Consider the following 12,190-nt stretch of genomic DNA (forward strand, 5'->3'; position numbering starts at 1 on the left):
TCCTTGATCGCCGCCGAACGCACGATGCGCCTCCTCATCATCGAAGACGACCGCGAATCCGCCGACTACCTGGCCAAGGCGTTTCGCGAGGTCGGACACATCGCCGACCACGCCGCCGACGGCGAGGAAGGCCTCGCCATGGCCGAGAACGGCGAGTACGACGTGCTGGTGGTCGACCGCATGCTGCCCAAGCGCGACGGCCTGTCCCTGATCGGCGCCTTGCGCGACAAGGGCAACACGACGCCGGTGCTGATTCTCTCCGCGCTCGGGCAGGTCGATGACCGCATCAAGGGCCTGCGCGCCGGCGGCGACGATTATCTGCCAAAACCCTATTCCTTCGCCGAGCTCTTGGCCCGCGTCGAAGTGCTGTCGCGCCGCCGCGGCGGTCCCGCCGAAGAGACGCTCTATCGTGTCGGTGATCTCGAACTCGATCGGCTCTCGCATCGCGTCGCCCGCGGCAAGGACGAGCTGACGCTGCAACCGCGCGAATTCCGCCTGCTCGAATATTTGATGAAGCACGCCGGCCAGGTGGTGACGCGCACCATGCTGCTGGAGAACGTCTGGGATTATCATTTCGATCCGCAGACCAACGTCATCGACGTGCACATCTCGCGGCTGCGCTCCAAGATCGACAAGGGTTTTGAGCGGCCGCTGCTGCACACGATCCGCGGCGCGGGATATATGATCCGTGACGGCATTCGGTAAACTCGTCCGCACCACGGCGTTCCGGCTGACGCTGGTCTATCTGCTGCTGTTCGCGATGTTCGCGGCTTCGCTGCTGGCCTATTTCGCCTGGAACACGCGGCGGCTGATCACCGAGGAGATCACGCAGACGGTCAATGCCGAGACCTCGGAGATCAACGAGATCTACGGCCGCGGCGGCATGGTTCGCCTGGTGCGCACGATCGAGTACCGCGCACTGCGGCCGGGCGCCAACCTCTACCTCGTGACCACGCCGACGGGCCAGGCGATTGCCGGCAATGTCGGCTCGCTGGCGCCGGGGGTATTGGCGACGCGCGGCTGGTCGGAGACGGCCTACCGGCGGATCGAGGACAGTGATGACCGCGATCATCGCGCGCTGGTTCGCGTCACCGAATTGGAGAACGGCTTCCGGCTTCTGATCGGCCGCGACCTTGCCGAGCGGCGGCGCCTGTTCGGCATCGTCGCCAAGGCGGCGCAGTTTTCGGTGCTGATCGTCGTCGTGCTCGGCCTCGGCGGCGGCATCTTCGTCGCACGGCGGGTGCTGAGGCGCATCGACGCGATGACCGGCACGGCGCAGCGCATCATGACGGGCGATCTCAGCGAGCGCCTGCCCGTGGGGCGCAGCGGCGACGAGATCGACCGCCTCGCCGAGAACCTCAACGCCATGCTGGAGCGGATCGAGGCGCTGATGGCGGGGCTGAAGGAGGTTTCCGACAACATCGCCCACGACCTCAAGACGCCGCTGACGCGGCTGCGCAACCGCGCCGAGGAGGCGCTGGCGAAATCGGGCTGCGAGGCGGATTATCGCGCCGCGCTGGAGCGGACCATCGAGGAGTCCGACGGGCTGATCCGGACCTTCAACGCGCTTCTGATGATCGCGCGGGCGGAATCCGGACAAGCGCGGGGCAACATGGACGACTTCGACGCCGCGGAGGTCGCGGAGGGCATCCACGAGCTCTACGAGCCGCTCGCCGAGGACGACGGCATGACCTTGAAGGTCAGGTGCGAGCCGACACCGGTTCATGCCAATCGCGAGCTGATCAGCCAGGCGCTCGCCAATCTCGTCGAGAACGCGATCAAATACGGCAAGCCCGCGGCACAGGCCGCGGGAACCGTGGTCAGCATGGACGCAAGGCAAATCACGATCGAGGCGAGGCGCGATGGCGACCACGTGCTGCTCAGCGTCACCGATCGTGGTCCGGGGATCCCCGAAGCGGATCGCAAGCACGTCATCGAGCGATTCGTGCGGCTGGAGGCCAGCCGCACGCTGCCGGGCTCGGGCCTCGGCCTCAGCCTCGCCTCGGCGGTTGCGACGTTGCACGGCGGCGAATTGCGCTTGGGCGATGCCCATCCCGGCCTCGTCGCCACGCTCGTGCTGCCGGCGCGCGCGGGTGCCGGCGACAGGGTTGCTCCGCCAATACCGGATGTGCCACAGAAGGTGGCATGAACCACTCCGCGCCGGGAAACGCGGACAAGCATGGTGAGAGGCTGGCCGCACGCTTCGCGGAGGCTCCCCATATTGCCGCTTCCGCAACCGACGAACGCCGTTTCGAAAGCTGGCTGGCTGAGCTCGAGCCGGCACAATCGGCCCGTCTCGAAACGCACCTGGGCCATCCCTTCGCCCGCGACATCCTCGCCGGGATCGCGGAATTTTCACCCTATCTGTTCGATCTCGTGCGCGCCGATGCCTTGCGCCTGATCCGGCTGCTCGACTGCGATCCGGATGTGCATCTGGCGGCGCTGGTCGCGGAGGCGCGCAGCGCGGTGCTCGCGGCCTCGGATGAGGCCGAGGTGATGCGGCTGCTCCGCCGCATGAAGGCGGAAGCTGCGCTCCTGATCGCGCTGTGCGACATCGGCGGTGTCTGGCCGGTGATGCGGGTGACGGCGGCACTGACCGATGTCGCGGTGTCCTCGGTGCAGGCGGCGCTGCAATATCTGCTGCGGCAGGAAGCCGCACGCGGCAAGCTCTCACCGCCCAATCCCGAAGCACCCGAAGAGGGCTGCGGCCTGATCGTGCTCGCGATGGGCAAGATGGGCGCGGGCGAGCTGAACTATTCCAGCGACATCGATCTCATCGTGTTCTTCGATCCCGATGCGACGACCCTCGCGCCCGATATCGAACCGCAGCCGTTCTTTGTCCGCGTGACGCAAGGCATGGCGCGCATCCTGCAGCAGCGCACCTATGACGGTTACGTCTTCCGCGTCGATCTGCGGCTGCGGCCCGACCCGTCCTCGACGCAGGTGGCGATCTCGCGGGACGCCGCGCTGAACTATTACGAGCGGGAAGGGCGCACCTGGGAGCGCGCCGCGATGATCAAGGCGCGGGCCTGTGCCGGCGATCCCAGGGCGGGCGAGGCGCTGCTCGCCGAGATCGCGCCGTTCGTCTGGCGCAAGCATCTCGATTTCGCAGCGCTTGCCGACGTGCACGACATGAAGCGGCAGATGCAGACCTATCGCGGCCAGAGCGAGGTCGCGGTGGAGGGCCACAACGTCAAGGTCGGGCGCGGCGGCATTCGTGAGATCGAGTTCTTCGCGCAGACCCAGCAATTGATCGCCGGCGGCCGCCATCCGGACTTGCGGGTTCGGCCGACGCTGAAGGCGCTCGACGTGCTCGCTTCCAGCAACTGGATCACTGCGGCGGCGCGCGACGAGCTGACGATCGCCTACGAATTCCTGCGCCGGGTCGAGCATCGCCTGCAGATGATCGCCGACGAGCAGACCCACACGCTGCCCGAGGACAAGCAGGCGGTCGAGCGCTTCGCATGGTTCTTCGGATATCAGAATCGCGAGGCCTTTGCGCGCGACCTCTTGCACCAGCTCCAGATCGTCCAGGGCCACTACGAAAAACTGTTCGAGGGCGACGACCCCACCGGCACGGCCAAGCTGCCGGCGCTCGACTACGGTGCGGGCCCCGACGATCCGCGCCTGCTGCAGCACCTGGCGGCGCTCGGCTTCAAGAAGCCGGCCGCCGTCGCGCAGACGGTGCGCGACTGGATCACGGGCGACTATCGCGTCTTCCGCGTTGAGGCGACGCGAAGCGCCTTCGTCGAGTTCGTGCCGGCCCTGATCGACGGCCTTGCCCATGCCGAAGAGCCGGATCGCGCCGTCGTTTCGTTCGATCACTTCCTCGGGGCGCTGCAGCGGGGTGGCCGGCTGATCACGCTGCTCGGCCAGAACCGCGATCTCGTCGCGCTGGTGGCGCTGGTGCTGGGAGCAGCGCCCCGGCTCGGCGACATGCTGGCGCGGCAGCCTCAGCTCATGGACGGCCTGATCGATCCGCGCTTCTTTGGGGCCATGCCCGACAGGCAGGAATTGTCGGGGCGGCTCGCGACAACGGTGCAGGACGCCGGTTCATACGAGGAGTTCCTCGATCGCCTGCGCCTGTTCGGGCAGGAGAGCCTGTTCCTGATCGGCACGCGCATTCTCTCCGGCACCGTCTCGGCGCAGCAGGCGAGCACGGCCTTCGCCGACGTCGCGGAGGGAATCGTCCACACCGTGCACGGCCTCGTCGCCGACCGCTTTGCCGCCCAGCACGGCCGGATCAAGGGCCAGGAGACCGCGATCATCGCGATGGGCCGGCTCGGCAGCCGCGAGATGACGGCCTCGTCCGATCTCGACCTGATCCTGCTCTACGATTTCGACAGCGACAATCCTGACTCCGATGGGACGAAATCGCTGCAGGGTGCGCATTATTTTGCGCGGCTGACCCAGCGCCTGATCAGCGCTTTCACGACGCGCACCAATTACGGCGTGCTCTACGAGATTGACATGCGGCTGCGGCCCTCGGGACGCGCGGGCCCGGTGGCCTCGAGCCTCACCTCGTTCGCGGACTATCAAGCCGACGAGGCCTGGACCTGGGAGCACATGGCGCTGACGCGTGCGCGCGTGGTGTCGGCGTCGCCCGAATTCCGGGAACGGATCGAGCGCGTCATCCGCGATGTCCTGACTCGCCGCCGCGACCCCGCCATCACCGCCAACGACGTCGCCGACATGCGGCGCGCGATCGCGCAGGAGAAGGGCGAGGCCGATTGCTGGGATCTCAAGCACGCCGCCGGCGGCATGGTCGATATCGATTTCATCGCGCAATACCTCCAGCTCGTGCATGCGCACGACAAGCCGGAGATCCTCGACGTCAGCACCGTGCAGGTGCTGGAGAATGCCTGCAGGATCGGCGTGCTCGCGCAATCGGAGACGGAGATCCTGCGGGCTGCGGCGCGGCTCTATCACGACCTCACCCAGATCCTGCGGCTCTGCGTCAGCGAGCGCTTCAAGCCGGAAACCGCCGGCACCGACCTGCAGCGCGTCATGGCGCGCGCCGGCGACGCGCCGGATTTCTCCTCGCTCGAGGCACGGGTGAAGGAGACGCAAAGCGAGGTGCGGCGCGTGTTCAGGGCGCTGCTGGAAGGGTCATAGCCTGCTTCAGCGCGGTAATGGCCTCGCGCACGTTGGGCTCCAGGCCGACGCCGCCCGCATCGAGATGGGCGAAGATCGCGCGCTTCATGCGGGGATCCCAGAACTTCCTGATGTGCTCGGCAATACCAGGCACGTCCTTGTCATGGCCCTGGCTGCCGAAGAACTTGCCGATCTGGTTGGCCATGTAGATCAGGCGGTCAGGCGACATCGGCAACCTCCGTGGCATGGCGCACGACGATCCGGCCGCCATGCGAAAACACTTCGAACCCGTCCTGGCGGGCAATGGCGATCAGCGTGATGCCGGCGGCCTCCGCCGTGCGCACCGCGAGTGCGGTCGGCGCGGATACGGCGACCATCACCGGCGCGCCGATCGCGGCGGTCTTCTGCACCATCTCGACCGAGACGCGGCTCGTCAGCAGCACCATGCCGCCGCGCGGCTCGTTGCGGCTGCGGGCGAGGGCGCCAGCGAGCTTGTCGAGCGCGTTGTGGCGGCCGACATCCTCGCGCAGCGCGACGATGTTGCCTGTAGGAGACCAGAACGCGGCGGCGTGAACGGCGCGCGTCTGCAGATTGATCGATTGCAGCGGCGCGATGGCCTGCATCGCCGCCATGACCTGCTCGGGCGTGAAGGTCTGCCCGTTCGGGACGATCGCCGCGGGCCGCACCGCTTCGGCGATGGACTCGACGCCGCAGATGCCGCAGCCGGTGGGACCTGCGATGTGGCGGCGGCGCTGGTTGATGTGCGCGGCATCTTCCGACGCGAGCCACATGCGCAGCTCGATGCCGTCGTCGAGGCGGACCATTTCGAGTGATTTGATGTCGTCGACCGACTTGACGATGCCTTCGCTCACGCTGAAGCCGATCGCAAAATCCTCCAGGTTCTGCGGCGTCCCCATCATGACGGCATAGGTGCCGCCATTATAGGTGAGCGCCAGCGGCGTCTCCTCGGGAACGAAACGCGTTCCTTCGGAGGCTGCGCCGTTGCGCCAGATGTCGCGATCGATGGCCTGGACTGCTACGTGCATGCGCCTTACTCCGCGGCTTCGGCCGGCACGATGCGACGGGATTGGCGCGCCTGTGCATCATAGGCCTTCTGCCAGTCGGACGGGCCATTCGAGGGCGAGACTTGCACCGCCGTGACCTTGTACTCGGGGCAGTTGGTTGCCCAGTCCGAATAGTCGGTGGTGATGACGTTGGCCTGCGTGTCCGGATGGTGGAAGGTGGTGTAGACGACGCCCGGCGCGACGCGGTCGGTGATTTCCGCGCGCAGCGTGGTCTCGCCGGCGCGGCTCTTCAGCCGCACCCAGTCACCGTCGCGCACGCCGCGCTGCTCGGCATCATGCGGGTGGATTTCGAGGCGGTCCTGGGCGTGCCAGACCACGTTCTCGGTGCGCCTTGTCTGCGCGCCGACATTGTACTGGCTGAGGATGCGGCCCGTGGTGAGCAACAGCGGATAGCGCGGGCCGGTGCGCTCGTCGGTCGCGACATATTCGGTGACGACGAACTTGCCCTTGCCGCGGACGAAGCCGTCGATATGCATCACCGGCGTGCCCTCGGGCGCCTTGTCGTTGCAGGGCCATTGCACCGAGCCGAGCTCGTCGAGCCTGGCATAGGAGACGCCGGCGAAGGTCGGCGTCAACGCCGCGATCTCGTCCATGATCTCGGAAGGGTGGCTGTAGTTCATCTCGAAGCCCATCGCCTTGGCAAGGCCGATGGTGACCTCCCAATCGGCCAGGCCGTTCTTCGGCGTCATCACCTTGCGGACGCGCTGGATGCGGCGCTCGGCGTTGGTGAAGGTGCCGTCCTTCTCGAGGAAGCTCGAGCCGGGCAGGAAGACGTGGGCGTAGTTCGCGGTCTCGTTCAGGAAGAGGTCGTGGACGATGACGCATTCCATCGCCGACAGCGCCGCGACCACGTGGCTGGTGTTGGGATCGGACTGTAGGATGTCCTCGCCCTGAACGTAGATCCCCATGAAGGTGCCTTCGACCGCGGCATCGAACATGTTGGGGATGCGCAGACCCGGCTCGGGGTTGAGCTTGACGTTCCACAGCGCCTCGAACTGGTCGCGCACGGCATCGCCCGAGACGTGGCGATAGCCGGGCAACTCGTGCGGGAACGAGCCCATGTCGCAGGAGCCCTGCACGTTGTTCTGGCCGCGCAGCGGGTTCACGCCGACGCCAGGACGGCCGATATTGCCCGTTGCCATCGCAAGGTTCGCGATCGCGATCACCGTGGTCGAGCCCTGGCTGTGCTCGGTGACGCCGAGGCCGTAATAGATCGCACCGTTGCCGCCGGTGGCGTAGATGCGGGCAGCTTCGCGCAGGTCTTTCGGATCGACGCCGGTGAGGATGGCGGTGGCTTCGGGGCTGTTGTTCGGCTGGGCGACGAAGGTGGCCCATTCCTCGAACTCGCTCCAGTCGCAGCGCTCGCGCACGAAGGCTTCGTTGACGAGCCCTTCGGTGACGATGACATGCGCCAGCGCGGTCATGACTGCGACGTTGGTGCCGGGCATCAGGGGCAGGTGCAGCGCCTTCACATGCGGCGATTCCACCATCTCGGTGCGGCGCGGATCGATCACGATCAGCTTGGCGCCCTGGCGCAGCCGCTTCTTCAGGCGCGAGGCGAACACCGGATGGGCCGAGGCCGGGTTGGCGCCGATGACGACAACGACATCGGTGTCCTCGACCGAGTCGAAATCCTGCGTGCCGGCGGAGGTGCCGAAGGTGGTGGCGAGCCCATAGCCGGTCGGCGAGTGGCAGACGCGGGCGCAGGTATCGACATTGTTGTTGCCGAAGCCGGCGCGGATCAGCTTCTGCACCAGATAGGTCTCTTCGTTGGTGCAGCGCGAGGAGGTGATGCCGCCGATGGCGTCGCGGCCGTATGTCTTCTGGATGCCGCGCATCCTGGCGGCGGCAAACGAGAACGCCGCGTCCCAGGACACTTCGCGCCAGGGATCCTCGATCCGCTCGCGGATCATGGGCTTGAGGATGCGCTCCTTGTGGTTGGTGTAACCCCAGGCGAAACGGCCCTTGACGCAGGAATGCCCGCGATTGGCCTTGCCGTCCTTGTAGGGCACCATGCGCACCACTTCCTCGCCGCGCATCTCCGCCTTGAAGGCACAGCCGACGCCGCAATAGGCGCAGGTGGTGACGACGGAGTGCTCGGGCTGGCCGATCTCGATCACCGACTTCTCGGTCAGCGTCGCAGTCGGGCAGGCCTGCACGCAGGCGCCGCAGGAGACACATTCGGAGCCCAGAAAACTTTCGCTCATGCCGGGCGAGACGCGGCTGTCGAAGCCGCGGCCGGAGATGGTCAGCGCGAAGGTGCCTTGCACCTCCTCGCAGGCGCGGACGCAGCGCGAGCAGACGATGCACTTGGAGGGATCATAGGTGAAGTACGGGTTGGACTCGTCCTTCGGCATCCAGTGGTCGTTGTCGCAGCCGTGGGACTTGCCAGGTGTTTTGGCGAAGACGTGGTTCTCGCCCTCATAGCCGTAGCGCACGTCGCGCAGGCCGACGGCGCCGGCCATGTCCTGCAATTCGCAATCGCCGTTGGCGCCGCAGGTGAGGCAGTCGAGTGGATGGTCGGAGATGTAGAGCTCCATCACGCCTTTGCGCAGCTTCTTGAGCCGCTCGGTCTGGGTGTGCACGACGAGGCCGTTCATCACAGGCGTGGTGCAGGAGGCCGGCGTGCCGGCGCGGCCCTCGATCTCGACGAGGCAGAGCCGGCAGGAGCCGTACGCGTCCACCATGTCGGTCGCGCAGAGCTTCGGGATCTGGTGGCCCGCATCCATCGCGGCGCGCATGATCGAGGTGCCCTCAGCCACCGTGACCTCTCTGCCGTCGATGGTCAGCGTCACCATCGTCGTGGATTTGGAGCGCGGCGTGCCGTAGTCGATTTCTTCGATCAGAGACATCGTCGTTCTCCTATTCCGCGGCCTGCAGCGTGGTTGGGATGGGTGCGAAATCCTCCCGGAAGTGCTTCAATGCGCTGAGCACGGGGTAGGGCGTGAAGCCGCCGAGCGCACAGAGCGAGCCGAATTTCATGGTGTTGCAGAGGTCCTCGACCAGCGCGATGTTTTCCTGGACGCGCTCGCCTCTCATGATCTTCTCGATGGTCTCGACGCCGCGGGTCGAGCCGATCCGGCACGGCGTGCACTTGCCGCAGGATTCGACGGCGCAGAACTCCATGGCGAAGCGCGCCTGCCTGCGCATGTCGACGCTGTCGTCGAACACGACGATGCCGCCATGGCCGATCAGGCCGTCGCGTGCGGCGAAGGCCTCGTAGTCGAAGGGGGTGTCGAACAGAGCGCGCGGGAAATAGGCGCCCAGCGGACCGCCGACCTGCACCGCGCGGACCGGGCGGCCGGTGAAGGTGCCGCCGCCGATGTCATCGACGAGCTCGCCGAGCGTCACACCGAATGCCGTCTCGAACAGGCCGCCGTAGCGGATGTTGCCGGCGAGCTGGATCGGCATCGTCCCGCGCGAGCGACCCATGCCGAAATCGGCATAGGTCCTGGCGCCCTCGGAGAGGATGAAGGGGATCGCGGCAAACGACAGCACGTTGTTGATGACGGTCGGCTTGCCGAACAGGCCGTGATGCGCCGGCAGCGGCGGTTTTGCACGCACGATGCCGCGGCGGCCTTCGAGGCTCTCCAGCAGCGAGGTCTCCTCGCCGCAGACATAGGCGCCGGCGCCGACGCGGACTTCGAGATCGAAGGTTTGCTTCGAGCCGCCGATCTTGTCGCCGAGATAGCCGCCGCGCTTCGCAACCAGAATGGCGGCGTTCATCGCTTCTACGGCGTGCGGATATTCGCTGCGGATGTAGATATAGCCCTTGGTCGCGCCGACAGTGAGACCGGCGATGGTCATGCCCTCGATCACCAGGAAGGGATCGCCTTCCATGATCATGCGGTCGGCGAAAGTGCCGCTGTCGCCTTCGTCGGCGTTGCAGACGATGAACTTGCGGTCGGCCTTGGCCTGCGCGACGGTCTTCCACTTGATGCCGGTCGGAAAGCCCGCGCCGCCGCGGCCGCGCAGGCCCGATGCGGTGACTTCGGTGAGGACCGCATCCGAGCCAAGCGACAGAGCCCGCGCGAGGCCCTTGTAGCCGCCATGGGCGCGGTAGTCGTCGAGCGAGCGCGGATCGATCACGCCGCAACGGGCGAAGGTGAGGCGGGTCTGGCGCTTCAGCCAGGGGATCTCGTCGGTGGCCCCTAGCCGCAACAGATGCGGCGTGTTGCGGGCGAGCGTGTCGAGCAGCGAGGGCACGTCGGCCGCGGTGACGGGGCCGAAGGCGATGCGTCCCTGCGGCGTTGCGACCTCGACCAGCGGCTCCAGCCAGTACATTCCGCGCGAGCCGGTCCTGACGATCTCGACGGCAACACCATGCTTGGCGGCGGCCTGCTCCAGCGCCAGGGCGACCTCGTCGGCACCGACGGCGACCGCGCCGGCATCACGTGAGACGTAGACACGCATGCTCATCGCTGCGCCTCCGCAACCAGTGCATCGAGGCGCTTCTGGTCGAGCCGGCCGATCAGGCGGCCGTCGAGCATCGCGGACGGCGCGGTCGCGCAGAGGCCAAGGCAGTAGATCGGTTCCAGCGTGACGCGATCGTCGGCCGTGGTGTTGCCGAGCGACACGCCGAGCTTCGCCTCGGCCCGCGCAGCCAGCGCATCGCCGCCGGCAGCCTGGCAGGCCTCGGCGCGGCACAGCTTCAGAACGTGACGGCCGGCCGGTTTGTGTCGGAAGTCATGATAGAAGGTGAACACGCCATGCACCTCGGCGCGCGACAGGTTGAGCGCTTGCGCCACCATGGGAATCGCCGCCTCCGGCACATGGCCGAACGCCTCCTGAAGCGCGTGCAGGATGACGAGCGTCGCGCCCTCCTGGCCGGCATGTTCGGCGATGATCTCGGCGCCGCGCGTCTCGTTCCAAGGCTCAAAAACCGCTGTCATACTTCGTTCTCAACCAGAGCGTTTCCTTCGCCGCAAACTAGTTGGAATCATTCGCAGATCAATAAAGCTGTCCCGTGCTGCGATTGCGGATTCCGATCGATTTGCAACCGCGATTGATCGATACGGATTGGTAATGAAAGTTGGATCGGCTGCCGGTTTTTACGTGTTGGTGCAGGCCCGGCGTGCTAACTTGCATGCCACGATGGAATTCGAGGGGACGACCGGTTGATTGACAAGCTTGAGCTATTGCTGGCGTTGGCCAAGGAGCGACATTTCGGACGCGCGGCCGAAGCCTGCGGCGTAACGCAACCGACGATGTCGACCGGGCTCAAGCAGCTCGAGGAAATTCTCGGCGTGATGCTGGTCCAGCGCGGCTCGCGCTTTCAGGGATTTACCCCCGAAGGCGAGCGGGCGCTCGACTGGGCGCGGCGGATCGTCGGCGATGCCCGCGCGATGCGCGACGAGATCAACGGGCTGAAGCAGCAGCTCTCCGGCGAGATCCGCATCGCGGCGATCCCGACCGTGCTCGGCATGGTCGCCGCGCTGACGACGCCGTTCCGCGCCAAGCATCCCGAGGTGCGCTTTCGCATCCAGTCCACCACCTCGTCCGAGGTGCTGGGGCTGCTCGAAAATCTCGAGGTCGATGCGGGGCTGACCTATATCGAGAACGAGCCGATCGGCAAGGTGCGCACCATCCCGCTCTACAACGAGAGCTATCGCCTGCTCACCGCGCCGGACGCGATGTTCGGCGACCGCGAGACGGTGACCTGGACCGAGGTCGGGCAGGTGCCACTGTGCCTCTTGACGCCCGACATGCAGAACCGCCGCATCATCGACCGCGCGCTGCGATCGGTCGGTGCGGAGGCGACACCGACGCTGACGTCGAACTCGCTGCTGGTGCTGTTCACGCACGTCAAGACGGGGCGCTGGGCGAGCGTGATGCCGGCGAAGCTCGCCGAGACGCTCGGTCTGTCCGACACCGTGCGGTCGATTCCGATCGTCGATCCCGAGGTCAATTACAGCATCGGCATGGTGGTCCCGCAGCGCGATCCCATGACGCCGCTGATCGCAGCTTTGGTCAACGTCGCGCGGGAAGTGGCGCCGACGCTGCAATTGTAG

General features: G+C 66.5%; 9 protein-coding genes. 4 read left to right on the top strand and 5 right to left on the bottom strand.

Annotated elements, in window-relative coordinates:
* The first annotated feature begins 24 nt into the window (after nt 1–24).
* Genes N2602_RS13625 through N2602_RS13635 form a run of 3 tightly spaced genes read left to right on the top strand, consistent with a single transcriptional unit; the run spans nt 25 to nt 5,115 of the window.
* The gene (locus N2602_RS13625; protein ID WP_036035209.1) at nt 25–705 is read left to right on the top strand and encodes a response regulator transcription factor; all 681 of its coding nucleotides are present in this window, start codon (nt 25–27) and stop codon (nt 703–705) included.
* Nucleotides 689–2,149, top strand: coding sequence for an ATP-binding protein (locus N2602_RS13630; protein WP_260382948.1), 1,461 nt, complete (start codon nt 689–691; stop codon nt 2,147–2,149). Before N2602_RS13625 ends, N2602_RS13630 begins: the two co-directional genes overlap by 17 nt.
* Nucleotides 2,146–5,115 (top strand): bifunctional [glutamine synthetase] adenylyltransferase/[glutamine synthetase]-adenylyl-L-tyrosine phosphorylase, encoded by a 2,970-nt coding sequence (locus N2602_RS13635; protein WP_260382949.1) that lies wholly within the window; start codon nt 2,146–2,148, stop codon nt 5,113–5,115. Before N2602_RS13630 ends, N2602_RS13635 begins: the two co-directional genes overlap by 4 nt.
* On the opposite strand, the gene N2602_RS13640 is transcribed toward N2602_RS13635, so the two are convergent.
* The 5 genes from N2602_RS13640 to N2602_RS13660 are packed head-to-tail and all read right to left on the bottom strand — an operon-like array spanning nt 5,090 to nt 11,071.
* Nucleotides 5,090–5,323 carry a formate dehydrogenase subunit delta gene (locus N2602_RS13640; RefSeq protein ID WP_260382950.1) on the bottom strand — a complete coding sequence of 78 codons (234 nt, stop codon included), beginning with the start codon at nt 5,321–5,323 and terminating at the stop codon, nt 5,090–5,092. The genes N2602_RS13635 and N2602_RS13640 overlap by 26 nt on opposite strands.
* Complete coding sequence (fdhD, locus tag N2602_RS13645) at nt 5,313–6,140, bottom strand: formate dehydrogenase accessory sulfurtransferase FdhD (RefSeq protein ID WP_260382951.1); 828 nt, start codon at nt 6,138–6,140, stop codon at nt 5,313–5,315. The genes N2602_RS13640 and fdhD overlap by 11 nt, the downstream gene beginning before the upstream one ends.
* A 5-nt stretch (nt 6,141–6,145) precedes the next feature.
* Nucleotides 6,146–9,031 (bottom strand): formate dehydrogenase subunit alpha, encoded by a 2,886-nt coding sequence (fdhF, locus tag N2602_RS13650; RefSeq protein ID WP_260382952.1) that lies wholly within the window; start codon nt 9,029–9,031, stop codon nt 6,146–6,148.
* A gap of 10 nt (nt 9,032–9,041) precedes the next feature.
* Nucleotides 9,042–10,598 (bottom strand): NADH-quinone oxidoreductase subunit NuoF, encoded by a 1,557-nt coding sequence (locus N2602_RS13655; protein WP_260382953.1) that lies wholly within the window; start codon nt 10,596–10,598, stop codon nt 9,042–9,044.
* Entirely contained in the window at nt 10,595–11,071 is a 477-nt protein-coding gene (locus tag N2602_RS13660) for a formate dehydrogenase subunit gamma (RefSeq protein ID WP_260382954.1), read from the bottom strand. Before N2602_RS13660 ends, N2602_RS13655 begins: the two co-directional genes overlap by 4 nt.
* 225 nt (nt 11,072–11,296) lie before the next feature.
* On the opposite strand from N2602_RS13660, the gene N2602_RS13665 reads away from it, so the two are divergent.
* A complete protein-coding gene (locus tag N2602_RS13665) occupies nt 11,297–12,190 on the top strand; it encodes a LysR family transcriptional regulator (RefSeq protein ID WP_260382955.1) in 894 nt (297 codons plus the stop codon).

The organism is Bradyrhizobium sp. NC92, from assembly GCF_025200865.1.
Classification (GTDB): domain Bacteria; phylum Pseudomonadota; class Alphaproteobacteria; order Rhizobiales; family Xanthobacteraceae; genus Bradyrhizobium.

What these genes read in the sequence shown, in the direction of transcription:
- N2602_RS13625 (WP_036035209.1), top strand. Translation starts at nt 25, where the DNA reads ATGCGCCTCCTCATCATCGAAGACGACCGCGAATCCGCCGACTACCTG.
- N2602_RS13635 (WP_260382949.1), top strand. Translation starts at nt 2,146, where the DNA reads ATGAACCACTCCGCGCCGGGAAACGCGGACAAGCATGGTGAGAGGCTG.
- N2602_RS13640 (WP_260382950.1), bottom strand. Translation starts at nt 5,323, where the DNA reads ATGTCGCCTGACCGCCTGATCTACATGGCCAACCAGATCGGCAAGTTC.
- fdhD (WP_260382951.1), bottom strand. Translation starts at nt 6,140, where the DNA reads ATGCACGTAGCAGTCCAGGCCATCGATCGCGACATCTGGCGCAACGGC.
- fdhF (WP_260382952.1), bottom strand. Translation starts at nt 9,031, where the DNA reads ATGTCTCTGATCGAAGAAATCGACTACGGCACGCCGCGCTCCAAATCC.
- N2602_RS13655 (WP_260382953.1), bottom strand. Translation starts at nt 10,598, where the DNA reads ATGAGCATGCGTGTCTACGTCTCACGTGATGCCGGCGCGGTCGCCGTC.
- N2602_RS13660 (WP_260382954.1), bottom strand. Translation starts at nt 11,071, where the DNA reads ATGACAGCGGTTTTTGAGCCTTGGAACGAGACGCGCGGCGCCGAGATC.